This window comes from Mycobacterium paragordonae (genome assembly GCF_003614435.1).
In the GTDB taxonomy this organism is placed as follows: Bacteria; Actinomycetota; Actinomycetes; order Mycobacteriales; family Mycobacteriaceae; genus Mycobacterium; species Mycobacterium paragordonae.
The window spans coordinates 5,518,319-5,535,315 of record NZ_CP025546.1; the positions used below are offsets into that span (position 1 = coordinate 5,518,319).

At 66.3% G+C, this 16,997-nt stretch carries 13 protein-coding genes; 8 read left to right on the forward strand and 5 right to left on the reverse strand.

Annotation, left to right across the window (positions count from 1 at the left end):
- Positions 1-47 precede the first annotated feature (47 nt).
- From C0J29_RS24610 to C0J29_RS24620, 3 genes are read left to right on the forward strand one after another with little or no spacing between them, the layout of a single operon-like run.
- On the forward strand, positions 48-1,028 hold the full coding sequence (locus tag C0J29_RS24610) for a ribose-phosphate diphosphokinase (RefSeq protein ID WP_055581256.1): 981 nt from the start codon (positions 48-50) through the stop codon (positions 1,026-1,028).
- A complete protein-coding gene (arsC, locus tag C0J29_RS24615; protein ID WP_120793848.1) occupies positions 1,029-1,373 on the forward strand; it encodes an arsenate reductase (glutaredoxin) in 345 nt (114 codons plus the stop codon).
- Positions 1,370-2,032 (forward strand): LpqN/LpqT family lipoprotein, encoded by a 663-nt coding sequence (locus C0J29_RS24620; protein WP_065163363.1) that lies wholly within the window; start codon positions 1,370-1,372, stop codon positions 2,030-2,032. The genes arsC and C0J29_RS24620 overlap by 4 nt, the downstream gene beginning before the upstream one ends.
- Positions 2,033-2,237: 205 nt before the next feature.
- Here the strand turns inward: C0J29_RS24620 and C0J29_RS24625 are convergent, their stop codons facing one another.
- From C0J29_RS24625 to C0J29_RS24635, 3 genes are all read right to left on the reverse strand, one after another.
- Positions 2,238-5,552 carry a LuxR family transcriptional regulator gene (locus tag C0J29_RS24625; protein WP_120794951.1) on the reverse strand — a complete coding sequence of 1,105 codons (3,315 nt, stop codon included), beginning with the start codon at positions 5,550-5,552 and terminating at the stop codon, positions 2,238-2,240.
- Positions 5,553-5,623: 71 nt separating this feature from the next.
- Positions 5,624-6,079, reverse strand: coding sequence for a nitroreductase family deazaflavin-dependent oxidoreductase (locus C0J29_RS24630; RefSeq protein WP_120793849.1), 456 nt, complete (start codon positions 6,077-6,079; stop codon positions 5,624-5,626).
- Between the two features lie 53 nt (positions 6,080-6,132).
- Entirely contained in the window at positions 6,133-9,417 is a 3,285-nt protein-coding gene (locus C0J29_RS24635; RefSeq protein ID WP_120793850.1) for a LuxR family transcriptional regulator, read from the reverse strand.
- Between the two features lie 150 nt (positions 9,418-9,567).
- Between C0J29_RS24635 and C0J29_RS24640 the strand changes: the two genes are divergently transcribed.
- The 5 genes from C0J29_RS24640 to C0J29_RS24660 all read left to right on the forward strand — a co-directional run bounded on the left by C0J29_RS24640 (position 9,568) and on the right by C0J29_RS24660 (position 14,081).
- The gene (locus tag C0J29_RS24640; protein WP_120794952.1) at positions 9,568-10,779 is read left to right on the forward strand and encodes a cytochrome P450; all 1,212 of its coding nucleotides are present in this window, start codon (positions 9,568-9,570) and stop codon (positions 10,777-10,779) included.
- Between the two features lie 5 nt (positions 10,780-10,784).
- A complete protein-coding gene (locus C0J29_RS24645) occupies positions 10,785-11,654 on the forward strand; it encodes an oxidoreductase (protein ID WP_120793851.1) in 870 nt (289 codons plus the stop codon).
- 173 nt (positions 11,655-11,827) lie between these two features.
- On the forward strand, positions 11,828-12,490 hold the full coding sequence (locus C0J29_RS24650) for a 50S ribosomal protein L25/general stress protein Ctc (RefSeq protein ID WP_065163375.1): 663 nt from the start codon (positions 11,828-11,830) through the stop codon (positions 12,488-12,490).
- Between the two features lie 6 nt (positions 12,491-12,496).
- Positions 12,497-13,072 carry an aminoacyl-tRNA hydrolase gene (gene pth, locus C0J29_RS24655; protein WP_065044371.1) on the forward strand — a complete coding sequence of 192 codons (576 nt, stop codon included), beginning with the start codon at positions 12,497-12,499 and terminating at the stop codon, positions 13,070-13,072.
- 34 nt (positions 13,073-13,106) lie between these two features.
- Positions 13,107-14,081: a hypothetical protein gene (locus C0J29_RS24660; RefSeq protein ID WP_162951547.1), complete on the forward strand. Its 975-nt coding sequence runs from the start codon at positions 13,107-13,109 to the stop codon at positions 14,079-14,081.
- A gap of 18 nt (positions 14,082-14,099) precedes the next feature.
- Here the strand turns inward: C0J29_RS24660 and C0J29_RS24665 are convergent, their stop codons facing one another.
- Both C0J29_RS24665 and C0J29_RS24675 read right to left on the reverse strand, forming a co-directional pair.
- A complete protein-coding gene (locus C0J29_RS24665; protein WP_065044374.1) occupies positions 14,100-15,734 on the reverse strand; it encodes a fatty acyl-AMP ligase in 1,635 nt (544 codons plus the stop codon).
- A 250-nt stretch (positions 15,735-15,984) separates the two neighbouring features.
- A complete protein-coding gene (locus C0J29_RS24675) occupies positions 15,985-16,947 on the reverse strand; it encodes a 4-(cytidine 5'-diphospho)-2-C-methyl-D-erythritol kinase (protein ID WP_197748226.1) in 963 nt (320 codons plus the stop codon).
- Positions 16,948-16,997 lie beyond the last annotated feature (50 nt).

Here is a 16,997-nt window from a genome sequence, read left to right on the forward strand (position 1 = left end):
ATGGGGCGTTCCTTTTCTTTCGATCTAGACACGGCGAGGGCAGCCCGGTGAGCCACGACTGGACCGATAACCGCAAAAATCTGATGCTCTTCAGCGGCCGGGCCCACCCGGAGCTGGCCGAGCAGGTAGCCAAAGAACTCGACGTCCACGTCACCGCGCAGACGGCGCGGGATTTCGCCAACGGTGAGATCTTCGTGCGCTTCCAGGAGTCGGTGCGCGGATGCGACGCGTTCGTGCTGCAGTCCTGCCCGATGCCGGTGAACCAGTGGCTCATGGAGCAGCTGATCATGATCGACGCGCTCAAGCGGGGCAGCGCCAAGCGGATCACCGCGGTCATGCCGTTCTACCCGTATGCCCGCCAGGACAAGAAGCACCGCGGCCGCGAACCGATTTCGGCCCGCCTGGTGGCCGACCTGCTCAAGACCGCCGGCGCCGACCGGATCGTGACTGTCGACCTGCACACCGATCAGATTCAGGGCTTCTTCGACGGACCCGTGGACCACATGCGCGGGCAGAACCTGTTGACCGGCTATATCCGGGACAACTACCCCGACGGCAACATGGTCGTCGTCTCCCCCGACTCCGGCCGGGTGCGCATCGCCGAGAAGTGGGCCGACGCGCTGGGCGGCGTGCCGCTGGCATTCATCCACAAGACCCGCGACCCGCGGGTGCCCAACCAGGTGGTGTCCAACCGGGTGGTCGGCGAGGTGGCCGGGCGCACCTGTGTGCTGATCGACGACATGATCGACACCGGTGGAACGATCGCCGGCGCCGTGAAGCTGCTGCACAACGACGGCGCCAAGGACGTGATCATCGCGGCCACCCACGGGGTACTCTCCGACCCGGCGGCCGAGCGACTGGCCTCGTGTGGCGCCCGCGAGGTGATCGTGACCAACACCCTGCCCATCGGCGAGGAGAAGCGCTTCCCGCAGCTCACCGTGCTGTCCATCGCGCCGCTGCTGGCCAGCACCATCCGCGCGGTCTTCGAAAACGGCTCAGTCACAGGACTGTTCGACGGGGACGCCTAGATGGGTGAGGCGGTCATCTATCACAACCCCAAGTGCAGCACCTCACGCAACACGTTGGAGCTGTTGCGGGACAACGGCATTGAGCCGGAAGTGATTCAGTACCTGAAGACGCCGCCGTCCAGGGACGAGTTGGTGCGGATGATCCGCGACGCGGGGATCGAGGTCCGCGCCGCGGTCCGCAAACGCGAATCGCTCTACACCGAACTCAACCTCGCCGACGCGAGCGACGACGAGTTGCTGGATGCCATGGCATCTCATCCCATCTTGATCGAACGGCCGTTCGTCGTCACTCCAAAAGGCACCCGGTTGGCTCGGCCGATCGACGGGGTGCGCGAGATTCTGTGACCGCCAGGGTGATACGCGCGTGCGCGGCTGCGGTGGGGGTTGCCGCATTGACCCTGACCACCGCCTGTGGGCCGAAAGCCGCTGACTACCAGTCGATCTGGACGACACCGTCATCGGCTACCAGCACCTCACCGAAACCCACCGAGCCCCCGGTTCCGCTGTCGAAGTACCTGGAAGGCGAAGGCGTCCTGGGTGATCCGGTGCTGCCGAGCGACCTGACCGACATGGTCGTCTCGATCCCGACACCCCCCGGCTGGAAACCGCGCGCCGTCGACTCGAAGACCAGCCCGAAAGCGGTGATGATCTCCAAGGGCGACAGCTATCCCGCAGCGATGCTGGTGGTGTTCAAGCTGCGTGGCGAATTCAATCCCACTGAGGCGATCAAGCACGCGAACACCGATCTCCCGGACAGCTTTCACCAACTCGACGCCTCGACCGCCGACTACAACGGCTTCCCGTCGTCGATGGTCCAGGGGACGTATGAACTCAAGGGCGCGCGGATGCGCAGTTGGAACCGGGTGGTGATGCCCACCGGCCCAGCGCCGGACAACCAGCGCTACCTGGTGCAACTGATCATCACCAGCCTGGCCGAGCAGGCCGTCTCGGAGAGCAACGACGTCGAGGCGATCATCCGGGGATTCGTGGTCGCCCGGAAATAGGCGCGGCGCCGGCCGGCGAGATTGCCGCCAAGGTCGTGATCAGCGCGGATTCGCAGCCCTCACAGCAATTTCGACGTCCCGATCAGTCCAGGTTCCGTCGCCGCAAAAGGATGATTGCCCATCGCCGGGTGCTGGCTCATGGTAGCCAGCCTCGCGGCCCGCACCGGGCATAACATCCGCCAGAGCGCGCAATTCCCGTCGCAGCTCAGGCGCGGCGGAGCACTTCCCGGGAGAGTTCTACTCGCGAGGACAAGCCGAGTTTGGCGTAGGCGTGCCTGAGATGGCTCTGCACCGTCCGCGGCGATATGAACAGCCGTGCGCCGATGTCCTTGTTGCCCAGGCCTTCTGCAACCAGACGTGCCACGTCGAGCTCCATCGGAGTCAGCGCACGCCAGCCGCTTGAGGGACGCTTCCGTTCGCCACGGCCCCGCTGCGCATACGCTATTGCCTCTTCGATGGACAGCGCCGCACCCTCAGCCCACGCATCCTCGAATGCGCTGTCCCCCAACGCCTCACGAATAGTCGCGACGGTGGCATCGTGGCCGGCCTGGTACATCGGAAAGCGGGCATGCCCTTTGCGCTGCCGGATACCGTCGGCCGCGCCCAGCAAGCGCGCAGCATATGCCATGTTGCTTTCGTCAGCGGCAAGACGGGCAACGCATTCCAAGGTGTCGGCCACCTTCATGTAGCCCTGCGTCGCAGCCGCTATCGTCAGCGCTTCATGAGCGTCGCGTTCGGCCTGCTCGGGATCGTTCTCGGCGAGTGCGATGTACGCGCGCACGGTCAGCTCAGTCATTCTGAAAATACCCGGCACCACGGCGACGCACTCGTCGGCCCACTGCCGTGCGGCGACGAAATCGCCGCACGCGAGCAGCGATTCGGCCAGCGGTGCGACACTGCGGGTGAACGCTTCGCGGTCTGGAACGATGTACCGCAATGCTTCCCGGGACGCCAGCACGGCCGCCTCGGCGTCACCGCCGGCAAGGGCGGCGTGCGCAATCGCTCCGTTCACCGTGTCTTCCGTCATCCCACCCACACTGTCCGACGCAGCCGACGCGGTCTGCGCGGCAGAGCGCGCCGGAGCGACGTCCCCTTTGAACGCAAGCGTTCCGCTGAGGCAGACTTGCCCGAAGATCGTGGCGGACGGGTCTGCTGCCGCTTCGGCCTCCGCGACCACGGAGCGAAGAACCTCGATAGCCTCGTCGAGGTCTCCGTGGAACCACAACCCACATCCAAGCCAGGCCCGATTATTGCGCGAGAAAAAACCATCGCCCAAGGCGTCGGCGAGATCACGTCCCGCTGCAGCTGCCGCGATTGCCGCCTTCGGTTCTCCGGCGACGACGGCGGTGGTGGCCTGATAACTGAAAAGCGGCAAGAGGCGCCACTCGTCTCCGGCGGCACGAGCCATGTCGATCGCTTCGGTGAAGTAGGCCTGCGCTACCTCCGCGTTGTAAAAGGTCACAATGCCGCACGCACCGAGTGCACGGGCCACCAGCGCCGGATCCTCGAGGTCGCGGGCAACGTCGAGTGCCTCGTATGCCAGGTCCGCGTGGCCGTAAGCGCCCGCCCATCCCGCGATTGTGCACTGGTCGGCAATGGCGGCAACCCAGACACTCGGTGCAATCTCCTCGGGCCGGCGGTCGGTCAGGACTGCGTCGAACGCCGCCAGCGCTTCGCGGAAAATTCCGGTTCGCAGCCAGAAATCTTGCAATGCCGACGCCAGACGCAATGCCGATTCACGGTCGGAACTGTCCAGGCTCCATGCGAATGCCGCTCGCAGGTTGTCACTTTCGGCGCGCGCCCAGGCCAGCAACCTTTCCACGCCGGCCAGTCCCTGCGACGCCAATTCCGTTGCCGTCGAGGTGTAATAGTCACGGTGCCGAGTGCGCGTCTGTTCGGCCTCACCCGACTCGCCGAGCTTTTCCTGCGCGTACTGGCGCACTGTCTCCAGCAACGAGTAACGCATTCCGCTGTCGGTGCCGGCATGGGTACTTGTTTCGGATGCGACCACCAGCGATTTGTCCACCAATAAGCTGAGCTGGTCCAGAAGTTGGTAGCTCTCCATTTCGCTGCCGGCACCGATCGCTTGGGCAGCCTCGAGATCGAACCCTCCGGTGAATACCGCAAGCCGTCGGAACAAGACCCGTTCCGGCTCGGTCAGCAGCGCATGCGACCAGTCGACCGATGCCCGCAGTGTCTGCTGCCGTCGCACCGCCGTGCGTGCGCCGCCGGTCAGCAACCGGAACCGATCGTGCAGGGAGCTGCCGATCTGTTGCAACGACAGTGCCCGAATGCGTGCCGCGGCAAGCTCGATCGCCAGGGGCATGCCGTCGAGGCGCTCGCAGATGTCCCTCACGAGCGGCGTATTCGCCTCATTGACAACAAAATCCGGGCGAGCTTGACGAGCGCGGTCAGCGAACAGTTCGACCGCCTCCTCGGTGAGAGATAGCGACGGCACGCGCCAGGTGAGCTCGCCGGGGACACCGAGCGGCTCACGGCTGGTGGAAAGGATCGTCGCATGCGGGCAGGAGCCCAGTAATTCCACCACCATGTCGCCGCAGGCATCGAGCAGATGCTCACAGTTGTCCAGCACCAGCAACATGGATTTCTCGCCGAGGAACCGCACCAGCAGCTCCATCGTGGAGCGCCCGGGGTGATCGGGTAGCCCGAGAGTGCGTGCGACGGTCAACGGCGCCACGGCGGCGTTCGTGATCGGCGCCAGATCCACATACCAAATGCCGTCCGGGAATTCGGGACTCAGTTGCGAAGAGACCTCGACGGCCAGGCGAGTCTTGCCGACGCCGCCGGCACCGGTCAACGTCACCAACCTGTCGCTGATGACCAGCTGCCGCACTTCCGACACTTGCGCCTGACGCCCGACGAAACTGGTCAGGTGTACCGGAAGATTGTGCGACGCAACCTCCGTACGAACCCGCAGCGGCGGGAACTCATTGCGTAAGTCCGCATGGCACAGTTGCGCCACTCGCTCCGGTCGCGGCACACCCCGCAGCGGATAACTACCGAGGTCGGTCAGCCACGCCCCCTCCGGCAGCCGGTCAATCACCAGTGACTCGGTCACCCCGGACATCACCGTTTGACCCCCGTGGGCCAGATCGCGGATACGGGCCGTGCGGTTGATCGTCGGCCCCGCGTAATTGCCCTCATCACGCAGCTGAATCTCGCCGGTGTGCAACCCGATGCGAATCCGGATCGGCGCCAGCGGCGCCCGCTGCAACGCCGAGGCACACGCAACCGCATCCGTCGCCCGTGCGAACGCGGCAACGAAGCTGTCACCCTCACCCTGCTCGACCGGACGCACGCCCTCATACGCGGCGACGGTCTCGTCCACCGTACGGTTCAGCAGTCCCAACGCAGCCGTCATCTGTTCAGGTTGCGATTCCCATAACGCCGTCGAGCCCTCGACGTCGGCGAGTAGCAACGTCACCGTCCCCGTCGGCAGTAACTCGCTCACACCCATTTCACCCCAGGTCAGCGCCGGTATCTCCGCGTGTTGGCTCATGGTATCCAGCATTGCGCCCTCGACCCAGGCAATACATCAGCCGAAAGGCGCAATTCCCGGGCGCGAGCGATTCAGGACCTGGGGGCTATCGAAGGCTTCAGGACAATCACCGGGATCGGCCGTGACGTCTTCTTCTGGTACTCGACATAGCGGTTGGCATTGTTCTTGTTGGCGAGCTTCCACAGCCGCGCGTAGTCCAGGCTGTCGGGCAGCACCGGGTGCGCGGTGACGGCGAAACGCCTTGAACCGACATGGATCTCGACCTCGGGATTGGCTTTCACATTGTGATACCACCCGGGTGCCTTCGGCGACCCGCCTTTGGACGCGACCACCAGATAGTCATCGCCATCCTTGGCGTAGGTCAGCGTGTTGGTGCGTTCTTTCCCCGTCTTGGCGCCGACGGTGTGCAGTAGCAGGTTGGGTGGCATACCTGGCACCCGGTGCCCGATCCGGCCATTCGTCGCTTGGTAGATCTTGTCGTGCAGACTCAGGAACTTGAACATCACCCGCTCGGCCATAGAGGTCATCGCCTCAGTCTGGCCGAGTCAGGTGGAGTGCGCCAGGTGCCTGCCGGATCGCGTCAGCTCCGTCGCCCGCTTTCCTGGACGAGCTGGACGCGGGAGGTCAATCCGAGCTTGGCGTAGACGTGGGTGAGGTGACTCTGCACTGTGCGCGGCGAAATGAACAACCGCGCTCCAATCTCTTTGTTGCCCAGCCCTTCCGCAACCAGACCTATCACGTCGAGTTCCATCGGGGTCAGCGAGCCCCAGCCGCTTGCCGGGCGTTTGCGCTCACCACGCCCGCGCTGGGCATAGGCGATGGCTTCTTCGACGGACAATGCGGAGCCTTCCGCCCATGCAACATCGAAATCGTGCTGTCCCAGCCCTTCCCGGACCTTCGCGAACGTAACGTCGTAACCCGCTTGATACACCGGTAAGCGGGGTCTTTCGGCGCGCTGACGGATGCCATGGGCGGCACCCAGAACCCGCGCCGCGCCGGCGTAGCTGCCACACTCGGCCGCCAAGCCGGCAAGGATTTCGAGAGAATCGGCCACCCATAGATACCCTCGTGTCCGCACGGCAACGACGAGCGCCTCATGGGCGTCTCGTTCGGCCTGGTCCGGCTCAGCCTGCGCAAGGGCGACCCGGGCCCGCCCCGTCAGGGCGAACACCTGGTGGCATCCCGGGGCGACCGCGACGGTGTCGTCCGCCCAGCGCCGCGCTGCGGCGAGGTCGCCACACCCCAACGCCGCGTCGGTCATGGGAAGGATGCTTCTGGTGAACAACTCCTTCAGCGGATACGTATGCCGCATCGCCGCCTCACAGGCACGTCGCGCAGCCGCTGCGTCGCCGTCGGCCAGCGCGGCGCCGGCCAGGGACGCGTAGGCCGTGTCCTCGTGGAAGCCGCCAATGGCAGCAGCGGCTTCGAGGCCGGCCGCCGCTGCGGCGTGCGCTGACGCCACGTCACCCCTCAGCGCCAACACCTGCGCCAAGGTGATGAGACCGAACGTCTCCATCGCGCGATCTCCGGCCGTTCGCGCGTCCTCCACCAGCGACTGTGACACATCGACGGCCTCAGTCAATTTGCCCTGCATACTCAGCGCAGTGCTGAGAAACGTCTGACAGTAGCGGGACATGAACTTGTCGCCGACCGCATCGGCGAGGTCTCGCCCTTCTATGGCGGCCGTCTCAGATGCGAGCGGATCGCCGGCGACACTGAAGGCGAAGGTTTGATACGCGCGAAGTTGACAATGCACCAACAGATCACCCGACGCGCGAGCCAGCTCGATCGCCTCGTCGAAGTACGCGTCGGCGCTGTAGAAATTGAGCATCCCGCAGCCCATCAGGATGCGAGCCACGAGTCCCGGGTCGTCGAGTTTGCGCGCGACAGCCAGTGCCTGCTCCGCCCGCTGCGGGCAGGCCGGGGCGGAGGCCCAGACCGCCAGCACCGCCGCGTCGGCAACTGCGCGGACCAGGATGGCCGGTGCGATGTCGCCCGATTCGTAGAGATCGTCGGTGAAGACAGCGTCAAATGCGGCCAGCCCTTCGCGAAACCGCCCGCGTGTCAACCAGAACTGCTGCAGCGACGCCGCGAGCTGAAGCGCCGTCCCGGTCTGCCCGGTCTCGCGACTCCACGCATGGGCGGCTCGCAGGTTGTCCATCTCTACGTCGGCCCACCGCACCAGCGGACCCTGCGGTCCTGATGCAAGGGCAGCAGCGGCAGCAGCGTAATAGTCCCGGTGCCGGGTCCGCACCGTCCCGGCTTCGCCTGACTCGCCAAGCTTTTCGAGTCCATACTGACGCACCGTTTCCAATACGCGGTATCGCATGGCGCCGTTGATTTCTTCAGCGACGACGAGCGACTTGTCGACCAAGAGGCCGAGAACATCGATCAGCTGGAATCGTTCGGCCTCGGTGTCCGCCCCCACCCCATGCGCGGCGTCCAGGTCGAACCCGCCCATAAAAACCGCGAGGCGGCGGAAGAGGATGCGCTCGGGGTCGGTGAGCATCGCGTGCGACCAGTCCACCGACGCCCGCAGCGTCTGCTGGCGGCGCACCGCGGTACGCGCTCCCCCGGTAAGCAACCGGAACCGGTCGTGCAGGCTGTCGAAGATCTGTTGCAGCGACAGCGCCCTGATACGCGCCGCGGCCAACTCGATTGCCAAGGGCATGCCGTCGAGGCGCTCACAGACCTCAGCGATGAGCGCGGTATTGGCTTCGCCTACAGTGAAATCCGGCCGGACGCGGCGGGCCCGGTCAATAAACAGATCGACCGCCTCGTCGGCCACTGACAAGGACGGCACCCGCCAGCTCAGCTCGCCGGGCACGCCCAGTTGCTCTCGACTGGTGGCCAGGATCGTCAATCGCGGACATGTCGGCAATAGCTCCACGACGAGCTCCCCGCACGCATCGAGTAGATGCTCGCAGTTATCGAGCAACAGCAGGACTCTCTTCGGGCCGAAGAACTGCAGCAGCAGTTCCCTTGTCGAGCGGCCCGGTTGATCGGGCAATCCCAAGGTGCGCGCGACGGTCACCGGCACTGCGGCGAGATTGGCGATGGGCGCCAGGTCGATGTACCAGACACCATCGGCGAATTCAGCGGCCAGTTGTCCCGCCAGTTCCACCGCAAGTCTCGTCTTGCCCGCGCCCCCGGCGCCCGTCAGTGTCACCAACCGGTTTTCGGTGATGAGCTGACGTAGATCAGCCATCTGCGCCTGCCGCCCAACGAAACTCGTCAACTGAGCTGGAAGATTATGTGCGGCAACGACACTCCGTACCCGCAACGGCGGGAACTCGTTGCGCAAGTCCGGGTGACACAACTGCATGACCCGCTCCGGGCGCGGCACACCCCGCAGCGGATAGCTACCCAAATCGGCGAGCCACACCCCCTCGGGCAGCCGATCGATAACCAATGATTCGGTGACACCTGACATCACGGTCTGTCCGCCATGTCCCAGATCGCGTAGGCGTGCCGTCCGGTTGATCGTCGGCCCCGCGTAGTTGGCCTCATCGCGCAGTTGGATCTCGCCGGTGTGCAGGCCGATTCGCAGCCGAATCGGCGCCAGTTGCGCACGCTGCAACGCCAACGCACATGCCACCGCATCGGACGCACGGGCGAATGCCGCCACAAAACTGTCACCCTCGCCCTGTTCCACCGGCCGGACACCGTCGTGTGCGGCGACCGTGTCGTCGACCGTGCGGTTCAACAGCGCCAGCGCCGCCGTCATTTGTTCGGGCTGCGTTTCCCACAACCGCGTCGAACCCTCGACGTCGGCCAACAGCAACGTCACCGTCCCGGTCGGCAGTAACTCGCTCACACCCAACTCACCCCAGGTCAGCGATGGTATCTCCGCTTGTTGGCTCATAGTAGCCAGCTTCGCGTCCGCAACCCACGCAATACATCAGCCAGACCGCGCAGATTCCGACCTGGCTCCCGCGGAATTGCGCTATCGGCCGGTCACAACTACGCGCTGCGGCGGATGGTTTCACGCTTGATCCGCCGAATAGTCGAAGACATGACGACCACGACCGCACTCGAGTGCCCCACCATCGCTTACTCCCACCTGACCGATCCAGCCGAGGCACACCGAATCATTGCCGAAGCCCGCGCCCAAGCACCGATCGCCCTCGGCCCCTACGGACCGGAGGTCCTGACCCACGATCTGGTGCGAACCGTCCTGCGCGACAACCGATTCATCACCGCCCCCGGTCTGGGCCTCGGCGCATTCGGCGTCACCTCCGGTCCGCTCTGGGACCGAGCGGTCAGCAACATCCTGGGAATGGACGGCGTCGACCATCACCGCCTGCGCCGGCTTGTGTCGAAGGCGTTTTCGCCGCGCGCCGCCGAACGGCTTCGCACCCTGGCAATTGACGTCATCACCGAACTCGTCCGACGCGTCGCCGGCGATGGGCACTGCGACGTCGTCACCGATATCGCCAAGGGATATCCGACGACCATCATCAGTGCGCTGCTGGGGGCACCCGCCGAGGACTGGCACCTGTTCGCCGACTGGGCCGAGGACATCAAGAAACTGTTCGAGCCCACCGTCGCCGAGGACGCACCAGTAATCCTCGCGGCGTGGAACGAACTGGACGCCTACCTCGAGGACCTGATCGCCCGGCGCCGCGCATCGCTGAGCGAGGATCTGATCTCCGACCTAATCCGGGCCGAAGACGATGGTGACCGGCTCACCCACGACGAACTGCTCATGCTGTGCGGCACCCTGCTCGGCGCCGGCACCGATACCACCCGCAACCAGCTGGCCGCGGCGGTACAAGCACTGGCCGAACACCCAGACCAGTGGGCCATGCTCGCAACTCACCCCGACCGCACCCCCGACGCCGTCCACGAGCTGATGCGTTACCGGCCAATCATTTTCGGTGTCATCCGGCAAGCCGCGGAGGATATCGAGCTGGCCGGCGTACCGATACCCGCCGGCACCATCGTGTTCGCGAACATCGCCGCAGCCAACCGCGACCCCGAGATTTACGACGAACCGGAGCGGCTGGACATCACCCGTGTAGGCCAGGTGCCGATCATGAACTTCGGCGGTGGTGTGCACTACTGCCTCGGTGCTCACCTCGCGCGCCTTGAGATGACGGAAGCGCTTCGGGTGATCACAGCGCGGATGACCACCCCCCGCCTGGGTGGACCCGTCCACTGGAAAGCAATGGCCGGCATCACCGGGCCCCTCAGCGTGCCCCTGGAGTTCGACCCCGCAGACTAAGAGTCATGAGCAACTGGACCGCGGCTGACCTTCCCTCGTTCGCCGGACGCACCGTCATCGTCACCGGCGCCAACAGCGGACTCGGTGAGGTGACGGCGCGTGAGTTGGCCGGCCGGGGCGCCACGATCATCATGGCCGTCCGCAACACTGCCAAGGGCGAGAAGGCGGCAGCCAATATCCGCGGCCTGGTCGAGGTCCGCGCGCTCGACCTGCAGGATCTGTCGTCGGTGCGGCAGTTCGCCGACGGCGTCGACGGCGCCGACATCCTGATCAACAACGCCGGCATCATGGCCGCCCCGTATTCGCTGACCAAGGATGGTTTCGAGAGCCAGATCGGCACCAACCACCTCGGCCACTTCGCGCTGACCAACCTGGTGCTGCCCAAACTCAGCGACCGGGTGGTGACGGTGTCCTCGATGGCGCACTGGCCGGGCCGGATTGATCTGGCCGACCTGAATTACCAGAACCGCCGCTACTCGCCGTGGCTCGCCTACAGCCAGTCCAAGCTGGCCAACCTGCTGTTCACCAGCGAACTGCAACGCCGGCTCGAGAAGGCCGGTTCGCCGCTGCGCGCGCTGGCCGCGCACCCCGGCTACTCCCAGACCAACCTGCAGGGCGCCTCGGGACGCAAGCTCGGTGATGCCATCATGTCGACGGCCACTCGTATCGTGGCCACCGACGCCGACTTCGGTGCACGTCAAACGCTGTACGCCGCCTCGCAGGACGTGCCCGGCAACTCGTTCATCGGCCCGCGATTCGGGTATGCCGGCCGGACCCAGCCGGTCGGGCGCAGCCGGGCCGCCCGTGACACCAAGACCGCCGCCGCGCTGTGGGACCTGTCCGAGCAGCTCACCGGCACCGCTTTTCCGCTCTGATTCCCTGCCGAGCGACCACTGGGCGGCCCGCGAATTTCCGGTCTGACCCGCGGATGCGATAACCTGACCCGGCGTCACGGCGAGGGTGGCTGGTCCGAAGACCAGCACCGTTATCGACGGAGACCGGCATTCTGTCGCGATCCCTGGCCGTGCCTTACACACAGGAGCGACACATGGCTAAAGCAACAGTCAACCAACTCGCCGTCACGGTGCGTACCGAGACCGGCAAGGGCGCATCGCGCCGGGCCCGCCGCGAAGGCAAAATCCCCGCCGTCCTCTACGGCCACGGCAGCGACCCCCAGCACCTGGAGCTGCCCGGCCACGACTTCGCGGCCGTGCTGCGGCACTCGGGCACCAACGCGGTGCTCACCCTGGACATCGCCGGCAAGGAGCAGCTCGCCCTGACCAAGGCGATCGAGATTCACCCGATCAAGCGCTCCATCCAGCACGCCGACCTGCTGGTCGTTCGCCGCGGCGAGAAGGTGACCGTCGAGGTCAACGTCGTCGTCGAGGGCGACGCGGGTCCGGACACCCTGGTCACCCAGGACGCCAACTCGATCGAGATCGAGGCCGAGGCGCTGTCGATCCCCGAGCAGCTCACCGTGTCCATCGAAGGCGCCGAAGCCGGCACCCAGTTCACCGCCGGCCAGATCGAATTGCCCCGCGGTGTCACCCTGGTTTCCGACCCGGAATTGCTCGTGGTGAACGTGGTGCAAGCGCCGACGGCCGAGGACCTGGCCGAAGAGGGTGCGGGCGAGGAAGGCGAGGCTGCCGAAGAAGGTGCGGAGGCCACCGAGGGCGAGGAGACCGCCGAGGCCTCCGACGAGTCCGAGTAGCACGAGGTGGCCGAACCCCTCCTGGTGGTCGGCCTGGGCAATCCCGGCGAGAACTACGCCCGGACCCGGCACAATGTCGGGTTCATGGTTGCCGACGTCCTCGCCGCCCGGCTGGGAGCGAAATTCAAGGCGCACAAGCGTTCTGGCGCCGAGATAAGCACCGGCCGGTTGGCGGGACGTTCGGTGGTGCTGGCCAAGCCGCGCTGCTACATGAACGAGTCGGGGCGCCAGGTGGGGCCGTTGGCCAAGTTCTATTCGGTGCAACCGTCCGACATCGTGGTGCTGCACGACGAACTCGACCTCGACTTCGGCCGCATCCGGCTCAAGCTGGGCGGCGGCGAAGGTGGTCACAACGGGTTGCGTTCGGTGGCAGCCGCGTTGGGCACCAAGGACTTCCACCGGGTCCGGATCGGGATCGGCCGTCCGCCCGGACGCAAGGACCCGGCGGCCTTCGTCCTGGAGCCCTTCAACGCCACCGAGCGCGCCGAGGTACCGACGATCTGCGAGCAGGCCGCCGATGCCGCAGAATTGCTCATCGAATTCGGGCTCGAGCCAGCGCAGAACCGTGTGCATGCGTGGTAGGCCTGCCAACCGGAGTCCCGTAACGTCGGTCTGGATGCGGAGAATGCGACCCAAGCTGTGGACCGCATACCCGTTGCTGGCAACCGCCGTGCTGCTGACCACAACGGGTTGCGAGCCGGCGCCGAGCCCACCGCCGGCGCACCTGTCCGATCTCTGCTCGACGCTGCCGATCGCTGATGTCCAGACCACCTATCGCCGCCTGACGCCCACGCTACTGGTGACCAAGCAGCTGGACCCCTCGGAGCTGCACCCGGCAGGGATGGCCTCGTGCCACTACGGCCCGAAGGATCACCTCGGCGGCTTGGTGCTGAGCGTGCCGATCGGCGGCCCGGTGCCCGAAGTCGCGAATCTGATCGGCGGCCGCCGCGCCCGGAACAGTCAGGACGTCACCGTCGATTCCGACAAAGCGTTCTTCGTGCGCGGGGAAACGGAGTCGGCGATTGCCGTGGATCACGGCTCAACGCAGTTCGTGCTCACCTGGACGCCACTGCTGGGGGCGCCAAATGAGATGGTCACGCAACAACAACTGGTCATCCTGGCCAGGATCGTCGCCAAGAAGTTGCCGACGGATTTCGTTCCGCCGCAACAGGATATCGCTCCCGAGTGCACCGGCGTGCGGGTCGCCGAACACCTCGTCGGCGGAAAAGTGGTGATGGCACGCGGCACCGTCAACAACGACACGCTGAACTGTAACTACCTGGGCCCCACCGGCATTCTGCGAGCCGATGCCGCCAGGGAGGCCGACCATTTCGTCGATGACCAGATCCGCATCCTGCGCAGCGGCTCGCGAAACCTCATCGACCCGCCCGTCAGCGACGACACCGCACTGATGGCGCTGAGCGCCACCAGCATGTACATCCAGGGCTACCTGACCGACTGCTGCACGGTGCAGTTCGAACACCGGGCGGTCAACGACGCGATGGACTACAGCAGCGAATTCGATTCGGCCCAAAGGGAGTTCGTCAGCAGCTTCATCGCCGCGGCGCGCAGCTGGTCACACCGTCGTTGACGGGTTACTGAGCGCCGGCTAGGTGACCAGGGTGACGGAGTTGGACCGGCGCAGCTTGCCCGACGGCGTCTTCGGAATGGTCCCCGGGCCCAGCACGACCACGTTGCGGGGCCGCACGTCGACCTCCTTGACGACCTCGTGCGCAACCTGGTGCTCGATGCGGCGCACCTCGGCCGGGTCCTCGAACGCGTTCGACTCGACGGCGACGGCGAACGATTCCCGTGAGTGCCCGGCGTCCAGTCGCACGGCTACCGCGCAGCCGGGGCGGACGCCCTCGACGCGACCGGCGGCCCGCTCGATGTCGGTCGGGTAGATATTGCGGCCGGCCATGATGATGACGTCCTTGACGCGGCCACACACCACCACGTGGCCCTCGTCGGTGAGGTAGCCGAGGTCGCCGGTGTCGTACCAGCCGTGCTCGTCCTGCGCAGGAATGAAGCCGCCCATGGTGATGTAGCCCGGGGTGAGCGACTCACCGCGCAGTTCGATGACGCCGACGCCGCGGGCCGGCATCACGTTGCCGTTCTCGTCCACCACGCGGGCCTCGAGGTCCGTCAGCAGCGGACCGAGGGTGGCCAGCCGGCGAGTGTTGCCCTTGGTCGCGGGGACCGCCCGGCGCAGCGCGGCCATCAGGTCGGCGTCGACCTCGTCGACCACCAGACCCGAGTTGCACTTGGAGAACGACACGGCCAGCGTGGTCTCGGCCATGCCGTACGCCGGCAGGATGGCCGACGATCGCAGGCCGAACGGCTTGCCCGCGTCCAGCAGGTCCTCGACGTCGGCCGGTTCGACCGGTTCGGCGCCGGACAGAGCGAAGCGCAGCGTCGACAGGTCGAAGTCGCCCGGCTTGGCGTTGCGGCGCAACCGCTTGGCCAGCAGGGCGTAGGCGAAGTTGGGCGCCGCGGTCATGGTGCCCTTGTACTTGTCGATCAGCTTGGCCCACAGCAGCGTGTCGCGCAGGAAGTCCATCGGCGTGACCTTGACCAGCTCGGCGCCGAAGAACATCGGGATGGTGAGGAAGCCGACCATGCCCATGTCGTGGAAGCAAGGCAGCCAGCTGACCATGACGTCTTTGTCGACGTCGTACTCGGCGCCGATGAACATCGCCTCGGCGTTGGAGTAGATGTTGCGGTGGGTGATCTGCACCGCCTTCGGGGACCCGGTGGACCCGGATGTCAGCTGCATGAGCGCCAGGTCGTCCTCGCCGACCTCGATCGGGTCGGTGGGCTCCGACGCCAGCAGGTCGGCGACGGTGAGGACTTTGATGCCCTTCTCCTCCAGCACCGGGATGGCCACCGTGAACGGCTCCGAGACGATGACGGCCTTGGCTTCGATCATGCCGATGACGGTCATCGTGTCTTCGGCCCAGACGGCCAGGTCGGTACGCGGGGTGGGCTGGTGCAGCATGGTCAGGCTGGCGCCGCGCATCCACAGGCCCTGGGCGGTGGGGGCGATCTCCACCGGGAATCCGGCGAGAACTCCGACGGCATCGCCGAGGCCGACGCCAGCGGCGGCCAGGCCGCCCGCGATGCACCGGGCGCGCTCGTGCACCTCGCCCCAGGTGTGACGGACAGGTTCGTGGGGTTCACCGGTGACCATGCCCGTCGTCGCCGTGCGGGCATTGCGGAACATCTTCTCGGTAAACCTGCTCACGCAAACCTCCTCGGTACTAGCGCTGTCCCCAAGGTCCGAGCTTTCATGTTGCACTTGCCAGATCACGCTAGTAAGCAGGCGCGCGCACACGTTGGGGAGCGTTTAGGTCTCGATTTGGTAGAGAGCTGCGGCCCTGCATTGGGCTGCCGGTACTCGCCACCGCGGCTTATCTTAAGCAACTCTTAAGTAACTGCCAAACGGTAGCGCGATATGAGTGCCATGTCACAGCCGCGTTAACTCCCCGCCCGCGTCAGCCGCCGGGAGTCGCCGGCGCCGGCACCACCCGGGCACCCGGCACCGGCCCGCCGGCCACGCGGACGGTGCGGCAGACACCCGCCCCGGACAGCTGGGCGCCGACGTCGACGGCGGAGTCCGCCGAGTCACACAGGAAGGCGCAGGTGGGGCCCGAGCCGGACACGATGCCGGCCAGCGCGCCCGCCTCCACACCCGCGCGCAGCGTCCGTCGCAACGCCGGGTCCAGGCTCACCGCGGCGGCCTGCATCTCGTTGCCCAGCAGCGGCGCGAGCTCCTTGGGGTCACCGGCCGCCAGGGCGGCCAGCACCGGACCGGGCTCGTCGAGCCGCGGTGGATCCCCGACCTCACGCAGCCGGTCCAATTCCGCATAGACGGCCGGCGTCAGCAGCCCGCTGTCGGCGAAGGCCAGCACCCAGTGAAAGGTGTTGCGCGACAACACCGTGGCCAGCTCCTCGCCCCGCCCGGTGCCCAGCGCGGTGCCTCCGTGCAGCGCAAACGGCACGTCGCTGCCCAGCTGCGCGGCCAGATTCCGCAGGTCACGACGGGGCAGATTGAGTTCCCACAGCGCGTTCATCGCCACCAGCACGGCGGCCGCGTCGGCGCTGCCGCCCGCCATCCCACCGGCCAACGGAATCGATTTGTCGATCAGGATCGACACGTCGGGGGCGCGGCCCACATGGTCGGCCATCAGCTCGGCGGCCCGCCAGGCGAGGTTGCGTTCGTCGGTGGGCAGGGTGTCGGCGCCTTCGCCGACGTGCTCGAGGGAGAGCACATCGGCGTTGCGGACCGTCACCTCGTCGAACAGCGAGACGGCGTGGAACACGGTCGTCAGCTCGTGGTAACCGTCGTCGCGGCGGTCGCCCACGGCCAGGTAGAGGTTGACCTTCCCCGGCACCCGAACGGTGGTCGACCCGGTGGGCACCCACAGCTCGGCGGTGTTGCCGTCAGATGCGGACACCGCAGCAGACTATCGCTGCCATCGGCGAACCACACGCAGCGGCACCCCGG

Bases quoted from the DNA above. Each gene is read 5' to 3' on its own strand.
- arsC (WP_120793848.1), top strand. From the start codon at position 1,029: ATGGGTGAGGCGGTCATCTATCACAACCCCAAGTGCAGCACCTCACGC.
- C0J29_RS24625 (WP_120794951.1), bottom strand. From the start codon at position 5,552: ATGAGCCAACACGCGGAGATACCGGCGCTGACCTGGGGTGAAATGGGT.
- C0J29_RS24630 (WP_120793849.1), bottom strand. From the start codon at position 6,079: ATGACCTCTATGGCCGAGCGGGTGATGTTCAAGTTCCTGAGTCTGCAC.
- C0J29_RS24635 (WP_120793850.1), bottom strand. From the start codon at position 9,417: ATGAGCCAACAAGCGGAGATACCATCGCTGACCTGGGGTGAGTTGGGT.
- C0J29_RS24640 (WP_120794952.1), top strand. From the start codon at position 9,568: ATGACGACCACGACCGCACTCGAGTGCCCCACCATCGCTTACTCCCAC.
- C0J29_RS24645 (WP_120793851.1), top strand. From the start codon at position 10,785: ATGAGCAACTGGACCGCGGCTGACCTTCCCTCGTTCGCCGGACGCACC.
- C0J29_RS24650 (WP_065163375.1), top strand. From the start codon at position 11,828: ATGGCTAAAGCAACAGTCAACCAACTCGCCGTCACGGTGCGTACCGAG.
- C0J29_RS24660 (WP_162951547.1), top strand. From the start codon at position 13,107: ATGCGGAGAATGCGACCCAAGCTGTGGACCGCATACCCGTTGCTGGCA.